Annotated in this window: 4 protein-coding genes; 1 reads left to right on the forward strand and 3 read right to left on the reverse strand. The window is 73.4% G+C overall.

Features of this window, described 5'->3' with window-relative positions:
* Positions 1 to 28: 28 nt before the first annotated feature.
* The 3 genes from OQ02_RS30670 to OQ02_RS30680 all read right to left on the reverse strand — a co-directional run bounded on the left by OQ02_RS30670 (position 29) and on the right by OQ02_RS30680 (position 19,523).
* Positions 29 to 10,618, reverse strand: a complete 10,590-nt coding sequence (locus OQ02_RS30670; protein ID WP_033442118.1) for a type I polyketide synthase — start codon at positions 10,616 to 10,618, stop codon at positions 29 to 31.
* Positions 10,615 to 17,064 (reverse strand): type I polyketide synthase, encoded by a 6,450-nt coding sequence (locus OQ02_RS30675; protein ID WP_051772990.1) that lies wholly within the window; start codon positions 17,062 to 17,064, stop codon positions 10,615 to 10,617. The genes OQ02_RS30670 and OQ02_RS30675 overlap by 4 nt, the downstream gene beginning before the upstream one ends.
* Before the next feature lie 683 nt (positions 17,065 to 17,747).
* Positions 17,748 to 19,523 carry an ankyrin repeat domain-containing protein gene (locus OQ02_RS30680; protein WP_156077405.1) on the reverse strand — a complete coding sequence of 592 codons (1,776 nt, stop codon included), beginning with the start codon at positions 19,521 to 19,523 and terminating at the stop codon, positions 17,748 to 17,750.
* Between the two features lie 68 nt (positions 19,524 to 19,591).
* Between OQ02_RS30680 and OQ02_RS30685 the strand changes: the two genes are divergently transcribed.
* Positions 19,592 to 20,911 carry a hypothetical protein gene (locus OQ02_RS30685; RefSeq protein ID WP_156077406.1) on the forward strand — a complete coding sequence of 440 codons (1,320 nt, stop codon included), beginning with the start codon at positions 19,592 to 19,594 and terminating at the stop codon, positions 20,909 to 20,911.
* Positions 20,912 to 20,921 lie beyond the last annotated feature (10 nt).

Genomic DNA, 20,921 nt, shown 5'->3' on the forward strand with positions numbered 1-20,921 from the left:
CGGCCCGTCTTGCCTGGTCCGTCGTTCCTCAGTCGAACTGGGCGTCGATCAGCTTCAGGATCTCGTCCGCGGTGGTGGCGGACTCGATCCCGGAGGCCGTCGACTGGCCCTCGGAGAGGGATGCCAGCAGGGTGCGCAGCCGGCCGGCCACGCGCTGCTTCTCCTCGGCCGCGGCCTCGGCGAGCATCTCCTCCAGCTGCTTCAGCTCCGCCTCGAACGGCGGTTCCGGCGCAGCGGTGACGCCGACGACCTTCGTCAGCAGGAACCGCGTGATCGCGGTCGGCGTCGGGTGGTCGAAGACCAGGGTCGCGGGCAACCGCAGCCCGGTGGCCTGGGTCAACCGGTTCCGCAGCCCGACCGCCGCCAGCGAGTCGAACCCGAGGTCCTGGAACGGCCGGTCCGGTCCGACCGCGGCGGACGACGTGTGGCCGAGCACAGCCGCGACGTGCGTCCGCACCATGGCCAGCACGACCTTCTCCCGCTCCGACTCCGGCACCTCGGCGAGCCGCTGCTCCAGCGACCCGCTCGCGGTGGGCTCGGTCCGCTGCTGCTGCTGCTCCGGCATCCGGACCAGCCCGCGCAGGAGGTGCGGCAGCAAGCCCGCACGTCCCTGCACCCGCAACGCGGCCGGGTCGAGCTTCACCGGCGCCAGCAGCGCCGCGTCCACCCCTCGGCTCTGGTCGAACAGGTCGAGCCCGGTCTCGGCGGACAGCGCGATGACGCCCATCTTCTCCAGCCGCGCCAGGTCCGTCGCGTCGAGCTCACCGGTCATGTCGGTGGCCTCGGCCCACAGGCCCCACGCGAGCGACGTCGCGGGCAGGCCCTCGGCCCGCCGTTTCGCCGCGAGCGCGTCGAGCACCGCGTTCGCCGCCGCGTAGTTCGCCTGGCCGGGGCTGCCGATCAAGGCGGCGACCGACGAGAACAGCACGAACGCGGACAGCTCCAGCCCCGCGGTCAGCTCGTGCAGGTGCAGCGCGGCGTCGACCTTCGGCCGCATCACCCGCTCGACCCGCTCGGCCGTCAGCGACTCCAGCACACCGTCGTCCAGCACGCCCGCCGCGTGGACCACCGCGGTCAGCGGCTGGTCCAGCGAGTTCAGCAGGTCGACCAGCTGACCCCGGTCGGAGACGTCGCACGCCGCGACGCGGACGTCGCAGCCCATCGCCTCCAGCTCGGTGACCAGCTTGCCCGCGCCCGTCGCGGCCGGACCGCGACGGCTCACCAGCAGCAGGTGCTTCACGCCGTGCCGCTCGGCCAGGTGCCGGGCGAACAACGCGCCCAGCCCGCCGGTGCCGCCGGTGATCAGCACGATGCCGCCCGCGTCCAGCGGCCGTCCGGGAACGGGCTCGTCGGCCTTCGCGAGCCGTGGCGCCAGCGCCCGGCCCGACCGGACCGCGATCTGCGGCTCGCCGGTTTCGAGCAGCGCGCCCCAGTCGGGCTCGGTGCTCCCGTCGAGGTCCACGAGCAGGAACCGGCCCGGGTGCTCCGACTGCGCGCTGTGCACGAGACCCCAGACCGGGGCCTGCGTGAGGTCCGCGGTCTCGGCGCCCACGGCGATCGCGCCCCGGGTGAGCACGACCAGTCGCGCGTCACCCAGCCGGTCACTGGCCAGCCACTGGCGCAGCAGCTCCAACGCCTTCACCGCCGCGCCGCGTGCGGCGTCGGCCGCGTCACCCGAGGGCGCGTCGACCGTGGCGATGACGACGTCCGGCGCCGCGGCGCCCTCCGCCAGCTTCCGCTCCAGCGCGGCCAGGTCCGCGAACCGCTCGCCGGAGGTCAGCCCGACCTCGCCCAGGATCGCGACCCCGCCCGGGATCTTGGCCTGCGAGGGAGCCGCCGCGACGACCGGGACGGACACCCACTCCACCTGGTACAGCGACTTGGGGCCGTTGCGCCGTGCCGCTTCGAGGTGCGCCTGCTCGACCGGACGGACGTCCAGCCGGTCGACGTTCGCGACCGGCTCGCCGTCGTCGCCGACGATGGTGAGGCGCAGCGCGGCGTCGCCGGCCAGCCCGATGCGCACCCGCAGGCGGGTGTGCCCGGTCCGGTCCAGCCGCACGCCGGACCAGGAGAACGGCAGCCCGCCCGAGTCTTCGCCGCTGCCGCCCAGCATGCCGAGACCGCCGTGCAGGGCGGAGTCGAACAACGCCGGGTGCACGCCGAAGCCTTCGGCGGAACCGGCCACGTCGGGCAGCACCAGCTCGGTGTAGACGTCGTCGCCGACCCGCCAGGCCGACCGCACGGCGCGGAACGCCGGGCCGTAGTCGAAGCCCAGGTCGGTCAGCTTCGCGTGGTCGCTCACCCTGGCGTAGAGGTCTTCCACGGTCAGCGGCTCGGCGCCCGCCGGCGGCCACTGGAGCGGGAACGGCTCGACCGGAGCGGCGTGCGCGGTCAGCCAGCCACGACCGTGGCAGGTGGTCTCGCGCTGCTCCTCGTCACCGCCCTCGGGCCGGCTGTAGACCGCCACCTGGCGACGACCGCCTTCCACGGCCGGACCCACCGTGACCTGGACCTGGAGCGTGACGTCGTCCTCCAGCAGCAGCGGCGCCTCCAGCACCAGCTCGTCCAGGACCGGGCAGCCCACCTGGCGACCGGCCGTCAACGCCATCTCGACCAGCGCCGTCCCCGGCACCAGCACGATGCCGAACACCACGTGGTCCCGCGTCCACGGCTGCGACTCCTGCGACATCCGGCCCGTGAAGACCCACTCGTCGCGGTCCGCGACCTGCACGGCCGCCGACAGGATCGGGTGCTCGACGCCGACCTGCCCGGCCGACGCGACGTCACTGGAACCGGCGCCCGGCGTGAGCCAGAAGCGGTCGCGCTGGAACGCGTAGGTCGGCAGCGCGATCCGCCGCACGTCGCTGTCGGCGTAGTAGGCGGACCAGTCCACCGCCACACCCGCGACGTGGGCCTCGGCCAGCGACGTGGCGAACCGCTCCATGCCGCCTTCGTTGCGGCGCAGCGAGCCGACGACGCCGATCCGGTCCGCCGCACCGTGCGCGGCGATGGTCTCCTCCACCGCCATGGTCAACACCGGGTGCGGTGACATCTCCAGGAAGTTGCCCGCACCGTTGTCGATCATCGCCCGGACCGCGGGCTCGAACCCGACCCGGCCGCGCAGGCTGCGGTACCAGTACGAGGCGTCCAGGATCGCGGTGTCGATGAACCCGCCGGTCGCCGTCGAGTAGAACGGCACGTCGCCGGACTTCGGGGCGAGCGGGGCCAGCACGTCCAGCAGCTCGGCCTCGATCGCCTCGACCTGGATCGAGTGCGACGCGTAGTCCACGGCCACCTTGCGCACCCGGACGCCGTCCCGCTCGCACGTGGCGAGCAGTTCGTCCAGCGCGCCCGGCTCACCGGCCACCACCACGGAGGCGGGACCGTTCAGCGCGGCCACCGAGACGCGGCCGTCGTACGGGGCCACCAGCTCGTCCACCCGCTCCACCGGGAGCGAGATCGACATCATCCCGCCGTGACCGGCGAGCCGGTCGCGCACCAGACCGCTGCGCAGCGCGACGACCCTCGCACCGTCCTCAAGGGACAGTGCACCCGCGACGCACGCCGCGGCGATCTCACCCTGCGAGTGACCGATGACCGCCGCCGGCTCGACACCGTAGGACCGCCACAACGCCGCCAGCGACACCATCACGGCCCACAGAGCGGGCTGGACCACGTCCACGCGCTCCAAGGACGGCGCACCGTCGACACCCCGGAGCACGTCCTCCAGGCTCCAGTCCACAAAGGACGACAGCGCCGCGCCGCACTCGGCGACACGAGCGGCGAACACCGGCGAGGAGTCCATCAGCTCCACCGCCATGCCCACCCACTGCGCACCTTGGCCCGGGAACACGAACACGGCCTTGCCGCTCATCGGGCGGCCTTCGACCACGCCGTCCAGCGGTTCGCCGACGGACAGCGCGCCCAGACCCGCCAACAGGCTCTGGCGGTCGGTCGCCACCACGGCGCCGCGGTACTCCAGCTGCGCCCGTGCGGTCGCCGACGAGAACGCCATGTCCGCGAGGGACAGCTCCGGCCGGGTGGCCAGGTAGGCGCGCAGCCGGTCGGCCTGCGCCCGCAGGCCGGCCTCGGTCCGGGCGGACACCAGCACCGGCGCGACGGCCGGACCGTCGCCGGTCCGCTCCGCCGGCGTCTCGGCCGGTGCCTCTTCCAGGATGAGGTGCGCGTTCGTGCCGCTCACGCCGAACGACGACACAGCGGCACGGCGGGGACGCCCGCCGGTCTGCCACTCGCGCGCCTCGGTCAGCAGCTCGACCTCGCCCGACTCCCAGTCCACGTGCGGTGACGGCGAGTCGACGTGCAAAGTGCGCGGCAGCACGCCGTGGCGCAGGGCCTGCACCATCTTGATCACACCGGCGACACCGGCCGCGGCCGACGTGTGGCCGATGTTCGACTTGATCGAACCCAGCCACAGCGGACCGTCCGCCCGCTCGCGGCCGTACGTCGCCAGCAGCGCCTGCGCCTCGATCGGGTCACCGAGCTTGGTGCCCGTGCCGTGGCCCTCGACCACGTCCACGTCGGCCGGCGCGAGGTCGGCGTTCGCCAGCGCCTGCCGGATGACCCGCTCCTGCGAGGGGCCGTTCGGCGCGGTCAGGCCGTTGCTCGCGCCGTCCTGGTTCACCGCGCTGCCGCGCAGCACCGCGAGCACGGTGTGCCCGTTGCGCCGTGCGTCCGACAGCCGCTCCAGGACCACGAGGCCGACACCTTCGGCGAAGCCGGTGCCGTCGGCCGACGCCGAGTAGGCCCGGCACCGCCCGTCCGGGGACAGCGCCCGCTGCCGGCTGAACTCGGTGAGCAGGTACGGGCCGGCCATCAGCGTCACGCCACCGGCCAGCGCCATCGAGCACTCACCGGACCGCAGCGCCTGCGCCGCGAGGTGCAGCGCCACGGCGGACGAGGAGCAGGCGGTGTCCACCGAGAGCGACGGGCCTTCCAGCCCGAGGCTGTAGGAGATCCGGCCCGACAGCACGCTCGTCGTGGTGCCGGTCAGGCGGTAGCCCTCCAGCTCGGACGACGTCATGCCGGCGTAGTCGGTCGTGACCGCACCGCAGAACACGCCGGTGTCGCTGCCGCGCAACGACGTCGGGTCGATCCCGGCGCTCTCGAACGCCTCCCAGGAGGCCTCCAGGATCAACCGCTGCTGCGGGTCCATGGCCAGCGCCTCGCGCGGGCTGATGCCGAAGAACTCGGCGTCGAAGTCGCCCGGCCGGTCCAGGAACCCGCCGGCGCGCGTGTAGACGGTGCCGAGCTGGTCCGGGTCCGGGTCGTACAGCTTCTCGATGTCCCAACCGCGGTCGGTGGGCAGTCCGCTGATCGCGTCACGGCCGGACGCCACCAGCTCCCACAGCTCCTCCGGCGACGCGACGCCACCGGGGTACCGGCAGCTCATGCCGACGATCGCCAGCGGCTCGGTGTCCGTCGTCCGCCGCCGCTTCGCCACCGGGCGCCGCGTCTCGGCCACCCCGCCGACCTCGCCGAGGACGAACCGCGCGACGGCCGCCGGGCTCGGGTGGTCGAAGATCAGCGTCGCGGGCAGCCGCACGCCGGTACTCTGGGTGAGGTTGTTGCGCAGCTCGACCGCGCTGAGCGAGTCGAAGCCCAGGTCCTTGAACGCGCGATCCGGGTCGACGGCGCCGGCGGAGGCGTGGCCGAGCACGGCCGCGACCTGCGCCTGCACCAGCTCACGCACGACGCGTTCCCGGTCGGCCTCCGGCACCTCGGCGAGCCGCTGCGCGAGCGACCCGCCCGACGCGGCCTTGCGCGGCGCGGGCGCCAACCCGCGCAGCAGCGCCGGCAGCGTCCCGGTGCGCGCCTGCACCCGCAGGGCGGCCAGGTCGAGCTTCACCGGTGCCAGCAGCGCGTCGTCCAGCCCGACGCCCTGGTCGAACAGGTCGAGCCCCATCTCGGTGGACAGCGCGCCGACGCCCATGCGCTCCAGCCGGGCGAGATCGGCCTCGGCAAGCTCGCCCGCCATGCCGCCCGCGTCGCCCCAGAGACCCCAGGCGAGCGACGTCGCGGGCAGGCCCTCGGCCCGCCGCTTCGCCGCGAGCGCGTCCAGCACCGCGTTCGCCGCCGCGTAGTTCGCCTGACCCGGGCTGCCCATCAGCGCGGCGACCGAGGAGAACAGCACGAACGCGGAGAGGTCCATGCCCGCGGTCAGCTCGTGCAGGTGCAGGGCCGCGTCGACCTTCGGCCCCATCACGCGCTCGATCCGGGCCGCGGTCAGCGACTCCACCACGCCGTCGTCCAGCACGCCCGCCGCGTGGACCACCGCGGTCAGCGGTCGGTCCAACGAGCCGAGCAGCTTCGCCACCTGGTCGCGGTCGGAGACGTCGCACGCCTCGACCCGCACCGCGCAGCCCAACGCCCACAGCTCGACGACCAGCTCGTCCACGCCGTCGGCCGCCGCACCACGACGGCTCGCCAGCACCAGGTGCTTCACGCCGTGCCGCTCGGCCAGGTGCCGCGCGAAGATCGCGCCCAGGCCACCCGTGCCGCCGGTGATCAGCACGGAGTCGTCCGCGCTCCACCGGTGCGGCGTGCCGGACGACGCGCGGCCGAGGCGCGGCGCGAGCAGCCGACCGTCCCGGACCGCCAGCTGCGGCTCCTCGGAGCCGATCACCGCGGCCCAGTCGACGTCGTCGGTGTCCGCGTCGACCAGGACGAACCGGCCCGGGTGCTCCGACTGCGCACTGCGCACCAGGCCCCAGACCGAGGCCTGCGCGACGTCCGGCGCCTCGGTGCCGACGGCGACCGCGCCGCGGGTCACGAGGACCAGCCGCGAACCGGTCACCCGCTCGTCCGCGAGCCAGTTCCGGACCAGCTCCAACGCGTGCACGGCGACGCTCTGCGCCGAGCCGTCCGCGGGGGTGTCGACCTTCGCGACGACGACCTCGGGCACGCCGTCGGTCAACGCCTGGTCGAGGTCGGCCAGGTCCACCACCTTCACCGACGCGCCGGACGCCGTGACCGGAGCCCAGTCGACGGTGAACAGCGAACGCCGGCCGCCTTCGAGCCGCGCCTGCTCGACCGGGCGGACCGCGATGGAGCCGATCGACACGACCGGTGCGCCGGACTCGTCCACGGCGTCCAGCCGCAGCGCGGAATCACCCGTGGCGACCGAGCGGACGCGCAGCCGCGTGACACCGGGGCGGTCGAGCTGGACACCGGCCCAGCTGAACGGCATCCGGTGGCCGTCGCCGCCGGTCAGGAGGATGACACCGCTCTGCAGCGCGGCGTCGAACAGCGCCGGGTGGATGCCGTAGCCGTCGGTGCCGGCGGCATCCGGCAGCACGACCTCGGCGTACGTCGTGCGGTCGCCGTCACGCCACGCTGCCTGCACGCCGTGGAAGGCGGGGCCGTAGTTGTAGCCGATGTCGGCCAGCTGGCCGTACAGCTCGTCGACGGGCAGCGTTTCCGCGCCCTCCGGCGGCCACTCGGCGGGCCACTGCGCCGCCGCCGCGGTCTCCGCGCCGACCACGCCGCGGGCGTGGCAGACGGACTCGGCCTCGTCGTCGGACTCCAGCGACGAGTAGATCGCCACGTCGCGGCGGCCGTCGTCGCCCGCCGGGCCGACGGTGACCTGCACCTGCCGGGCGACGCCCTCCTCCAGCAGCAGCGGCGATTCCAGCACCAGCTCGTCCAGCACCGGGCACGCGGTCCGACCGCCGGCGGCGAGCGCCAGCTCGACCAGGCCGGTGCCGGGGACGACGATGGTGCCGAGCAGCTGGTGCTCCGCGACCCACGGCTGCGTGTCGGTGGACAGGCGGCCGGTGAAGATCCACTCGTCCCGGTCGCCGACCCGGACCGCGCCGGCGAGGACCGGGTGCTCGACCCGGCCGAGCCCGGCCGCGGCCACGTCGCCGGAACCGCGGGTCGGGGCCAACCAGAAGCGCTCGCGCTGGAACGCGTACGTCGGCAGCTCCACCCGGCTCGCGCCGGCGTAGTAGGCCGACCAGTCCACGGCCACCCCGGCCGCCCGCGCCCGGCCCAGGAACCCGGCGACGGTCTGCGCCTCCGGGTGCTTGGCGCGCAGGGACGGCAGGAACACCGTGTCGTTCTCGTCTTCCAGGCACTGCCTGGCCATCGCGGTCAGCACGCCGTCCGGGCCGAGTTCCAGGAACCGCCGGACACCCAGGCCGTGCAGCGTCTTCACACCGTCGTTGAACCGCACCGCCTGCCGCACGTGCCGCACCCAGTAGCCGGCGTCGAACGCCGTCACCAGCTCGCCGGACACGTTGGACACGACCGGGATCTGCGGCGCGGAGAACGTCAGCTCGCGCGCCACGGCCTCGAACTCGGCCAGCATCGGCTCCATCCGCGGCGAGTGGAACGCGTGCGACACCCGCAGCCGGGACGTCTTGCGCCCCTGCCAGCCCGGCAGCCACTCGTCCACCGCGTCCGCGTCACCGGAGACGACCACCGCGCGCGGCCCGTTCACCGCCGCGATCTCCAGGCGGCCCTCGTACCCGGCCAGCGACTCGACGACCTCGGCCTCTTCGGCCTGCACCGCCACCATCGCACCGCCGGCGGGCAGCGCGCCCATCAGCTTGCCGCGTGCGGCGACGAGCGCGCACGCGTCCGCCAGGGACAGCACGCCCGAGACGTGCGCGGCGGCGATCTCTCCGACGGAGTGGCCGATCAGGTAGTCCGGGCGCAGGCCCAGCGACTCGACCAGCCGGAACAGCGCCACCTCGACCGCGAACAGCGCGGCCTGGGTGTACTCGGTCCGGTCCAGCGAACCGTCCTCAGTGGACAGCAGCTCGCGCAGCGACCGGCCCAGCAGCGGGTCCAGCTCGGCGCAGACCTCGTCCAGGGCCTCGGCGAACCGGGGGAACTCCGCCGCCAGCTCCAGGCCCATCCCGGTCCGCTGCGAACCCTGACCGGTGAACAGGAACGCCGTCTTGCCGCCCACCGCGCGCGTGGCGGTGCCGCCGTCGGCCAGAGCGGTCAGCCCGGCCAGCAGCTCGTCCCGGTCCGACGCCACGACCACCGCGCGGTGGTCCAGCAGCGCGCGGGTGGTCGCCACGGAGAACCCGACGTCCACAGGGGACAGTTCCGGGCGGGCGACCAGGTGCGACCGCAGCCGGTCCGCCTGCGCCCGCAGCGCGGCCTCGCTCCGAGCCGACAGGACCACCGGGGCCGTGCCGACGGGCCGCGTCACCTCGACGGGCTCGGCGGGCTCGGTGCCGGCCTTCTCGGTACCGGCCTTCTCGGTGGGGGCCTCTTCCAAGATCACGTGCGCGTTGGTGCCGCTGATCCCGAAGCCCGACACACCGGCCCGGCGCGGACGCTCCGACGCCGACCACTCGCGCGCCTCGGTCAGCAGCTCCACCTGTCCGGACGTCCAGTCGACGTGCGGTGACGGCGCGTCGACGTGCAGCGTCGCGGGGAGCAGGTTGTGGCGCATCGCCTGCACCAGCTTGATCACACCCGCGACACCGGCCGCGGCCGACGTGTGACCGATGTTCGACTTGATGGAACCCAGCCACAGCGGGCCGTCCGCCCGCTTGCGGCCGTAGGTGGCCAGCAGCGCGCGCGCCTCGATCGGGTCACCCAGCTGGGTGCCCGTGCCGTGGCCCTCCACCGCGTCGACCTCGGCCGCGCTCAACCCGGCGTTCGCCAGCGCGGACTGGATCACCCGCTCCTGCGACGAACCGCTCGGCGCGGTGAGGCCGTTGCTGGCGCCGTCCTGGTTCACCGCGATGCCGCGCACCAGGCCCAGGATGCGGCGACCGTTGCGCCGCGCGTCGGACAGCTTCTCGACGACCAGCATGCCCATGCCGTCGGCGAAGCCGGTGCCGTCCGCCGCCGCCGAGTACGCCTTGCACTTGCCGTCCGGCGCGAGACCGCGCTGGCGGCTGAACTCCACGAACAGGAACGGACCGGCGAGCACGGTCACGCCGCCGACGAGCGCCAGCGAGCACTCCCCCGCCCGCAGCGCCTGCGCGGCCAGGTGGATCGCGACCAGCGACGACGAGCAGGCCGTGTCGATGGTGACCGCGGGGCCTTCCAGCCCCAGGCTGTACGCGATCCGGCCGGACACGATGCTGAGCTGGTTGCCGGTCAGCCGGAAACCTTCCAGCTCGGGCGGCATGTCGCCGCCGTAGTCCGAGGTGACCGCGCCGCAGAACACACCGGTGTCGCTCCCGCGCAACGAGGTCGGGTCGATGCCCGCGTCCTCGAACGCCTCCCACGCGCCTTCCAGCGCGAGCCGCTGCGTCGGGTCGGTCGCCAGCGCCTCACGCGGGCTGATGCCGAAGAAGTCCGCGTCGAAGTCGCCGACACCCTCGATGAAGCCGCCCGCCGTGGTGGTCACCGTGCCGAGCTCGTCCGGGTCGGCGCCGTACAGCCGCTCCAGGTCCCAGCCGCGGTCGGTGGGCAGCGGGGTCATCGCGTCCCGCCCGGACGCCACCAGCTCCCACAGCTGCTCGGGTGACGTGGCGCCGGGGTACCGGCAGCTCATGCCCACGATCGCCAACGGCTCGTCGGCGCGCTGCTCCAGCTCGCGCACCCGGCGGTTCGCCGTGCGGAGCTCGTTGGTGACCTTCTTCAGGTATGTGCGTAGCTTCTGCTCGTCCGTGTTCCCGCTGCTCATGCCGACCCGAGCTCCTCGTCGATCAGACTAAACATCTCGTCGTCGGACACGTCCAGATCGTCGTCCAGCACCGCGTCCACATCGGACGGTTCACCGCCCGCCCCGCTGAGCACCGCCCGGAGCCTGTTGCTCAGGTAGCGCAGTCGCGGCTCGATCTCCGCCAGCGCGCCCTCGTCGCCCGCCACGGTGATCAGCATCTCTTCGAGCTTCTGCAGTTCGTCCTCGAACGGCGCGGGACGCTCTTCTTCCGCCGCGCCGCCGACCTCCTTCAGGAGCAGCCGCGCCACTTCCGCGGGCGTCGGGTGCTCGAAGACGAGCGTCGCCGGCAGTCGCAGACCGGTCACCCGCGCGAGCCGGTTGCGCAGCTCGACGGCGGCCAGCGAGTCGAACCCGAGCGCCTTGAACGCGCGGTCCGGGTCGACCTCCGCGCCGGACGCGTTACCGCGGACGGCCGCGACCTGCGCCTGCACCAGCTCCAGCACCGCCTGCTCGCGGTCCGCCTCGGGCACTCCGGCGAGCCGCTGGGTCAGCGACCCGCCGACCTGCTCGGTGCGCCGTGCGGGCGCGCGGACCAGACCGCGCAGCAGGGCCGGGAGCATGCCGTCCCGGGCCTGGTTGCGCAGCACGGACAGGTCCAGCTTGAGCGGCACGAGCAGCGCCGCGTCCGACCCGAGGCTCTGGTCGAACAGCTCCAGGCCCAGTTCGGTGGACAGCGCGCCGATGCCGGTGCGCTCCATCCGGGCCAGGTCGGCCTCGTCCAGCTCACCCGTCATGCCGGTCGCGTCGCCCCACAGGCCCCAGGCGAGGGAGCTCGCCGGCAGGCCCGCCGCGCGCCGCTGGTGCGCGAGCGCGTCCAGGGCGGAGTTGGCCGCGGCGTAGTTCGCCTGGCCGGGGTTGCCCAGCTGGGCCGCGGCCGAGGAGAACAGCACGAACGCCGACAGCTCCTGGCCGAGGGTCTGCTCGTGCAGGTTCCACGCCGCGTCGATCTTCGGGCTCATCACCCGGTCGACCTGCTCCCTGGTCAGGGACTCGATCACACCGTCGTCCAGCACACCGGCGGCGTGGACGACCGCGGTCAGCGGCCGGTCCAGGGAGCCGATCAACCCGGCCAGCTGGTCCCGGTCGGAGACGTCGCACGCCTCGACCCTGGTCCGGGCGCCCAGCGCCTCCAGCTCGGCGGCCAGCTCGTCCACGCCGTCGACGGCCCGGCCACGCCTGCTGACCAGCAGCAGGTTCCGGACGCCGTGCCGCTCGGCGAGGTGCTTGGCGAACCGCGCGCCCAGACCGCCGGTGCCACCGGTGATCAGGACGGTGCCCTCGGGGTCCAGCGGAGCCGGGACGGTCAGCACGACCTTGCCGACGTTGCGGCCCTCGCGCAGGAACCGGAACGCCTCGCGGCCCCGGCGCACGTCCCACGCCCGGATCGGCGAGGGCGTGAGCACACCGCGCTCGAACAGCTCGGTGATCTCCAGCAGCATCTCCTGGATGCGCTCCGGCCCGGCCTCCAGGAGGTCGTAGGACCGGTACCGGACACCGGCGTGCTCGCGGGCGACGACCTCCGGGTCGCGGATGTCGACCTTGCCCATCTCGATGAACCGGCCGCCGCGCGGCAGCAGCTCCAGCGACGCGTCGACGAACTCGCCGGCCAGCGCGTCCAGGATGACGTCCACACCGGCGCCGTCGGTCGCGTCCAGGAACGCCTGGCGGAAACCGAGGTCGCGCGACGAGGCGATCCGGTCGTCCGGCACGCCAAGGGCGCGCACCGCGTCCCACTTCGGCGCGCTCGCGGTGGCGAACACCTCGGCGCCGAAGTGGCGGGCCAGCTGCACCGCGGCCATGCCGACACCACCGGCGGCGGCGTGCACCAGCAGCTTCTCACCGGCGCGGAGCGAAGCCAGGTCCACCAGGCCGTAGTAAGCGGTCAGGTACACGACCGGCACCGCCGCCGCCTCCACGAAGGAGAGCGAGGACGGCATCGGCACGACCGTGCGGCGGTCCGCCACGGCCACCGGGCCGAACGCGTCGGTGACCAGGCCGAACACCCGGTCACCCGGCTTCAGGTCGGTCACCGCGGAGCCGACTTCCAGCACGACACCCGCGGCCTCGCTGCCCAGCGGCGCGTCACCCGGGTACATGCCCAGCGCGATCAGCACGTCGCGGAAGTTCAGCCCGGCGGCGCGGATGCCGACCCGGACCTCGCCGACGCCCAGCGGACGGCCGCCCTCGGACGGCAGGATCGTCAGGTCTTCCAGCGAGCCCTTGCGCGCCGATCCCAGCCGCCACGCGCTGTCGCCCGCACCGGCCGTGACGCGGCCGAGCCTCGGCGCCAGCACGCTGCCTTCACGCACCGCCAGCTGCGGCTCGTCCAGGTCCCGCAACGAAGCCCAGTCCGGCTCGTCACCGCCGTCCACGTCCACCAGCAGGAACCGGCCCGGGTGCTCCGACTGCGCGCTGCGCACCAAGCCCCACACCGGGGACTGCGCCAGGTCCGGCGACTCGTCGCCCACCGCGACACCGCCGCGGGTCACCACGACCAGCCGGGCCTCGCCCAGCCACTCGCTCGCCAACCAGGTCTGCACCAGCGCCAGCGTGTCCGCCGCGACCGACCGCGCCACCGCGGCCGGTTCACCGGACGGCGCCTCGACCGTGACGACGACCAGGTCCGGCGCGCCCGCGCCGTCGGACCGCGTCTGCTCCAGCGCTTCGAGGTCCGCGTGGTCGACGCCGAGCCGCACCACCCGTGCCGACGATCCCGGCTTGGTGGTGATCTCGGCCCAGTCGACCTGGAACATCGAGTTCTTCGAGCCCTGCGCGCGTTCGAGCTGACCGGGCTCCATCGGCCGGAGACCGAGGTCGCCCACCGTCGCGACCAGCGCGCCGGCGTCGTCCGCGATGTCGATGCGCTGCCCGGAACCCGAGGTGGGCGTGATCCGCACCCTCGCCCGGGTGAGCCCGCTCATCCCGAGCCGCACACCGGACCAGGAGAACGGCAGGTCGACCGGCGACCCGGCTTCCTTGGACAGCATGATGCCGTGCAGCGCGGCATCGAACAGCGCCGGGTGCACGCCGAACTTGCCCGCCGGGGTGTCCTCCGGCAGCGCGACGTCGGCGTACACGACGTCACCGACGCGCCAGGCCGCCCGGACACCCTGGAACAGCGGCCCGTAGTCGAGGCCGATACCGCCCAGCCGCTCGTAGAACGAGCCGACGGCCACGGCCTGCGCGCCGGCGGGCGGCCACTGGAGCGGGAACTGCTGCACCGGCTCGGCCTCGGCGGCCAGCGACCCGCGCCCGTGGCACGTGGTCTCGCGCTGCTCCTCGTCGCCGCTCTCGGAACGGCTGTAGATCGCCACCTCACGACGGCCGTCGTCGCCGGCCACGCCCACGGTGATCTGGACCTGCCGCACCGCGTCGTCGTCCAGGACGAGCGGCGACTCCAGCACCAGGTCGTCGAGCACCGGGCAGCCCAGGTGGGTTCCGGCGGTCAACGCCATCTCGACCAGCGACACCCCCGGCACGAGGACGCTGCCGAACACGACGTGGTCGCGCGTCCACGGCTGCGACTCCTGCGAGATCCGGCCGGTGAAGACCCACTCGTCGCGATCCGCGACCTGCACGGCCGCCGCCAGCACCGGGTGCTCGACCCGCACCTGGCCGGCCGCCGCGACGTCACCGGAACCGGAGCCTGCCGTCACCCAGAAGCGCTCGCGCTGGAACGCGTACGTCGGCAGCGAGATGTGCTGCGCACCGCTGTCGGCGTAGAACGCCGACCAGTCGACGGTCACACCGGCCACGTGCGCCTCGGACAACGAGGTCACGAACCGGGCGAGACCGCCCTCGTTGCGGCGGAGCGAGCCGACCACCGCGACCTGACCGGACCCGCTGCCGACGGTCTCCTCGACCGCCATCGTCAGCACCGGGTGCGGCGACATCTCCAGGAAGCCGCCCGCGCCGTTGGCGATCATCGCCCGGACGGCGGGCTCGAACCCGACCCGGCCGCGCAGGTTCCGGTACCAGTACTCGGCGTCCAGGGTCTTCGTGTCGATGAACCCGCCCGTGACGGTCGAGTAGAACGGCACGTCACCGGTCTTCGGCGCGAGCGGGGCCAGCACGTCCAGCAGCTCGGCCTCGATCGCCTCGACCTGCGCGGAGTGCGACGCGTAGTCCACGGCCACCTTGCGCGCCCGGACACCGTCCCGCTCGCAGGCCGCGAGCAGCTCGTCCAGCGCGCCCGGCTCACCGGCGACCACCACCGTGGCGGGACCGTTCACCGCCGCGACGGACACCCGACCCTCGTAGGACACGAGGAGTTCTTCGACGCGTTCCACCGGCAGCGAGACCGACATCATGCCGCCGTGACCGGCGAGTCGGTCCCGCACCAGGCCACTGCGCAGCGCGGCGACCCTGGCACCGTCCTCAAGGGACAGACCGCCCGCGACGCACGCCGCGGCGATCTCACCCTGCGAGTGACCGATCACGGCCGACGGCTCGACGCCGTAGGACCGCCACAACGCCGCCAGCGACACCATCACGGCCCACAGAGCGGGCTGGACGACGTCGACGCGCTCGAACGACGGCGCACCGTCGACACCCCGGAGCACGTCCTCCAGGCTCCAGTCCACAAAGGACGACAGCGCCGCGCCGCACTCGGCCATGCGGGCCGCGAACACCGGCGCGGAGTCCATCAGCTCCACCGCCATGCCCACCCACTGCGCACCCTGACCGGGGAACACGAACACGGCCTTACCGCCGACCGGACGGCCCTCGACTACGCCGTCCGCCGGATCACCGACGGACAGCGCGCCCAGCCCGGTCAGCAGCGCACCGCGATCGGTCGCCACCACGGCCGCGCGGTGCTCCAGCTGCGCCCGCGCCGTCGCCGACGAGAACGCCATGTCCAGCACGGACAGCTCCGGGCGCGCGATCAGCAACGCGCGCAACCGGTCGGCCTGCTCGCGCAGCGACTCGACGCTGCGCGCCGACACCAGCACCGGCACCACGGCCGGCGGGGCGGGCTCGGTCTCGACCTCGGCGGGCTCCTGCGCGGGAGCCTCTTCCAGGATCACGTGCGCGTTGGTGCCGCTGATCCCGAACGACGACACACCCGCGCGGCGCGGCCGGCCGTCCGCGGTCCACTCGCGCTTCTCGGTCACCAGCCGGATGTCACCGGAGGCCCAGTTCACGTGCGGCGACGGCTCGTCCGCGTGCAGCGTGGGCGCCATCGTCCCGTGCCGCATGGCCATCACCATCTTGATCACACCGGCCACACCGGCGGCGGCCTGGGTGTGCCCGATGTTGGACTTCACCGACCCGAGCCAGAGCGGGCCGTTCTCGCGCTCACGGCCGTAGGTGGCCAGCAGCGCCTCGGCCTCGATCGGGTCGCCGAGCGGCGTGCCGGTGCCGTGGCCCTCCACGGCGTCCACATCGGACGGACGCAGGCCCGCGTTCGCCAGGGCCGCGCGGATCACCCGCTCCTGCGACGGGCCGTTCGGCGCGGTCAGGCCGTTGCTCGCGCCGTCCTGGTTGACCGCGGTGCCGCGCACCAGGCCGAGGATGCGGTGGCCGTTGCGGCGCGCGTCCGACAGGCGCTCCAGCATGAGCAGGCCGGAGCCCTCGCCCCAGCCGACACCGTCCGCGGCGGACCCGTACGCCTTGCAGCGGCCGTCGGCCGACAGCGCCCGCTGGCGGCTGAACTCGGTGAAGATGTTCGGCCGGGTCAACACCGTGACACCGCCGGCGATCGCCAGCGAGCACTCGCGCGAGCGCAGGGACTTGCAGGCCAGGGCGATCGCGACGAGCGACGCGGAGCACGCGGTGTCCACGGTGATCGCGGGGCCCTCGAAGCCGAAGGTGTAGCTGATGCGCCCGGACGCGACGCTGGCGGCCGAGGCGATCATGAGGTAGCCCTCGATCTCCTCGTGCCGGTCGCTCGTCCCGGCGACGTACTGGTAGTCCGAGTACATCGTGCCGAGGAAGACACCGGTGTCGCTGCCCCGCAACGACGTCGGGTCGATGCCCGAGTCCTCCATGGCCCGCCAGGTCTCCTGGAGCAGCATCCGCTGCTGCGGGTCCATGGCCAGCGCCTCGCGCGGGGTGATGCCGAAGAACTCGGCGTCGAAGTCACCGACCCCGTCCACGAACCCGCCCTCGCGGGTGTACGCCGTACCGTGGTTGTCGGGGTCCGGGTGGTAGAGCCGGTCCAGCTCCCAGCCGCGGTCGCCGGGGAACTCCGTCACGGCGTCCCGACCGGACGCCACGAGGTCCCACAGCTCTTCCGGCGAGTTGACCCCACCGGGGAACCGGCAGCTCATACCGACGATGGCCAGCGGCTCACTCGCCTGGTCGAGCAACTCCTGGTTCTGCCTCCGCAGGCGTTCGGTCTCCTTGACCGACCTCCGGAGCGCGCCGATGACGTCCTTCTGATCGATCTTCTTGTCAGTGGCCATGGTTACACCTCCCCGCCCGGACGCAACAAGGCGGCCAGGTTCTCGACTGCTCTCATGCCACGTCCTCTTTGCACAGCGCACATGGAAGAGACCGCCTACATGAGCGCATCTCAGATCCCCCGGTAACGCATCTCGCATGTCCCCAGACACGGACGCGCACGCAGTATTGCCGAGAACGGCGAGACCGACAAGAACACGTAGTGCCGCCATGAAATACCTCTATGGCAACAACAGGTTGTGATATCGGCAGCCCGCGCGGCCCGGTCGATCTTGTATGCCGACGGCGACGGCGGCGTTCACGGACCCGGTCCCGCGGTGCGATCCCGCAGGTCGGGTGGCAGGGTGGAACCGGATCGTCCCGAGGTGGCCGGCGGACCGGTTGCCCGGCTGGTTGCCTGACGCACCAAGGGAGTTAGCCGATGGCAGCTTCGCGCGGGTGCGTTCGACCGAATCGACGATGTGAGGTACGTAACCCACCATGCCTTCGGACCGCGCCGAGGGCAAGGGCCGAACTTCGGTCTGCCGCCGAAAGTTCTCCCCGATGTCCGCACATAGCCATCCGATGTGGAGCGCGATGGCGGTATCCGCGCGGCGCGTGAACGTTGTCCAGCCGATTTGGACAGTCGACGCGGCGACCGGTTCGACCGGCGCGGGTATCTGCGGATTTCGAATTCATTGATTGCTCAACTTGATCGAGGAAGTCGATCGGACGCGCTGATCCACCTCTTCAGCCGGCCGACGACTTTGCCCGCGGTCCCGCGTTCGACCGGTGTCGCGGCGGTGGGATCGAGGCGACGGAGCCCGTGTCGGGTGGCGGCGATTACACCGACGGTGTCGTGGACGGCCAAGGCGGCCACCGCGCCGGTCTCCTCCCTGCCGACGGGCTCGCCGGTTCCGGCGTCCAGCCACAGGACGCAGTTGTCCAGCCCGACCGCCAACAAGGAGCCGTCGGGCGTGAAGCACAGGGACGCCGAGGTGGCGTCCCCCGGTGTGCCCGCGATGTCGTCGTCGACGCGCTGCCGCCAGGCGAACTCGCCGGAGTGCGTCCACGCCAGGGCGACGAGGCCGCGGTAGCCGTTGGGCCCGCTGCGGCGGTGGTCCGGTCGGACCCAGGTCGCGAACCCGCGGCCGTCCGGGGTGAACGCGACGTCGCCGATGATCTCGGCGAAGTTGCCGGAGGGAGGCCCGTCCACCCGTTCACGGCGTCGCCGGAGGGTTCCCCCGTCCACGTCGAGGATGGTCAGCCACCACGAGCCCTGCATCGAGTTGGCGACGGCCAGCGTCCGCCCGTCGGGGGCGAAGCGCGGCACCACGCTCCAGTCACCGAGGTCGTCCACCTCGTCGGTGATCACGCCGCGGTCGAGGTCGACGAGGTGCACGGTCTCGGACGACGACACCGAGACCGCGAGGTGTCGGCCGTCGGGTGAGAGCACCGGTTCGTCGTACCCGTGCCTCTCGTCGGGCAGCACGGGGACGGGTCGGGACCGCGACAGGTCGTCCCACTCCCGCAGGCGCACCGCACCACCGTCGACGAAGGCGAGCAACCGGCCGCCGCCGGTGCCGTACGGCCCTCGGATCGGGCTCCTGCCACCCACGCGGATCAGCTCGACCGGGGTGATCGACGGCGTCAACCGCCACCGCACGAGCACCGTGCCGGAGAACGTGGCGGTCAGCGCCTCCGGGCGGTCCGGGTGGACCGCGACGTACTCCTGCGGACGCGCCGCCGCGTCTTCGAGGGTGAGGTCCACCGAGCCGTCGACCACCGAGGTCAACCGGTCCCGCAGGTCGCGTCGGTCTTCACCGACCAGGTCCGACGGCAGGGCGCCGAACTCGTCGCGCAGGCCCGGGTCGGCGCCGTGGTCGAGCAGCAGTTCCGCCACCTCGGCCCAGTCCGCTGCCCGGTCGTCTGCCCGGTCGTCTGCCCGGTCCGCTGCCCTCAGGCACGCTACGTGCAGGGGCGTGCTCGGACGACCGGTCGACGGCGGGGCGCCCGCTTCGATCAGCAGCCGTGCGATCCGCGGGTCGTCCGCCAGGTCGAGCGGCCGGACGCCGTGATGAGGGGAACCGTGATGGGGCGCGGTGATGTCCGCGCCTGCCGCGATGAGGACCCGCACCACGTCCACGTGGCCTTTGAGGATCGCGACGTGCAGCGGCGTCCGACCGAGGTACCGCGCTTCCAGGTCGGTCGACGCGTCGACCAACAACCCGGCCACATCACCACTGGCCGCCCAGTGCAGGGCGCTGTCCCCGCTCGTCCGCACGGCGTGCGGGTCGGCGCCGCGGTCCAGCAGGAACCGGACCACCGGCGCGGAATCGGCTTGCCACGTGGCCGCGATCAACGGGGTGATGCCCATCCAGCCCCTGGTGTTCACCGACCGGCGCTCGGCGTCCAGCAGTTCCGCCAGCCGCTCCAGGTCACCGGCTTCCGCTGCCTCGATCACCGGATGGTCGTCTTGCACCACGTCTCCCCCGTGCTGTCGGTCCGATCGTACTGCCGCTGGTCGTGCCCTGGTTGTGACCTGTGCTGATGGCACCGCCGCCACGCGTCGTGCGTCTACTGGCCGTGACCAGTGGCAACGACGTCGAGCAAGAGCCGCAGCCGCCGCGTTGGGCGGTGTGGGTGGCACGCGTGGTGGCCGTGCTGATCGTCGTGCCGGTGCGGCTGGCGTGGGAGTGGATCAAGGCGGTCGGGTGGACCGTACGGCGTCTGGTGCTCCGTCCGCTGGCGGGTGGGCTTCGGCGGGCCCGGAAGGCCGGCAGCGCGCTGGCCCGCTTGCTGTGGCGGCGGGTTTTCGTGCCTGTCGGTGCCCGGCTGCGGGCGCTCGGGCGGGGGCTGGTGCGGTACTTGATCAGGCCGCTCGGGGCGTTCCTGCGGTGGCTGGGTGGCGGGTCGCGGCGGGCGTTGCGGGCTCTCGGGGCCGGGCTGCGCGGGTTCGGTCGGGGCGTCGTGCGGTACGGGCTCAGGCCTGCCGGGAGGTCCCTGCGGGTGGCGGCCGACCTGGTGGTGCGTGGTGCCAGGGCGCTGGGCAAGGGTGTTGGGCGGGGGTTCGGTGCGGTGTCCCGGTTCGCGGTGCGACCGGCGGGGCGGGGTCTGCGCCGGCTGCTCGTGCCGATCGGGCGTGGGTTGCGCGTGGCGGCCACGTACCTGCGGCGTGCGTTGGTGTGGGCGGGCCGGGCGTTGAGGGCAGTGGTGCTCGATCCGCTGGCCTGGTGCCGGCGGACGCTCGTCGTGATGCCGGTCCGGTGGCTGTGGCGGGAGGTGGTCGTGCGCACCACCCGCGCCCTCGGCCACGGGCTGCGGTGGGTGTGGCGGAACGTCGTCGTGCAGGCCGCACAGGCGATCGGCACCGGCCTCAAGTGGCTGTGGGCGAACACAGTCGTCCCCACCACGCACGCACTCGGCACCGGCCTCCGCTGGGTGTGGGAGAACGTCGTCGTCCTGGCCGCGCAGGCGATCGGGGCGGGACTGTGGTGGCTGCTCCGACTGTTCGGCTCCGCCCTGATGTGGGCGTTCCGCAAGGTCGGGCGGGCGCTGGTGCAGCTCGGCCGGGCGTTGGCCGTCGTCGGCCGGGCGATCCGCGACGCCTTCCGGTGGGCCGGTCGCCGCGTGGCGCTGCCGCTGTGGCGGTTGCTGAAACGTGCTTCCCGCACGCTGGTCGTCACCCCGGCCAGGTGGCTCCACCACACCGTGCTGGCCCCCACGGCCCGGCTGGCCCGGCGCACGTGGCACGCAGCCGTCATCGCTCCCGCCCGCCACGTGCACACCTCGGTGATCAAACCGGTCCAGCTGGCCGGCCGCCGGGTCCGGAGCCAGCTCCGCGCCGCGTTCCGCAGCCGCCGGGACTAGCCACCCGACC

Origin of the sequence: Saccharothrix sp. NRRL B-16314, assembly GCF_000716595.1 — a bacterium.
Classification (GTDB): Bacteria; Actinomycetota; Actinomycetes; order Mycobacteriales; family Pseudonocardiaceae; genus Actinosynnema.

What these genes read in the sequence shown, in the direction of transcription:
- OQ02_RS30670 (WP_033442118.1), bottom strand. Translation starts at nt 10,618, where the DNA reads ATGAGCAGCGGGAACACGGACGAGCAGAAGCTACGCACATACCTGAAG.
- OQ02_RS30675 (WP_051772990.1), bottom strand. Translation starts at nt 17,064, where the DNA reads ATGGCCACTGACAAGAAGATCGATCAGAAGGACGTCATCGGCGCGCTC.
- OQ02_RS30685 (WP_156077406.1), top strand. Translation starts at nt 19,592, where the DNA reads ATGGCACCGCCGCCACGCGTCGTGCGTCTACTGGCCGTGACCAGTGGC.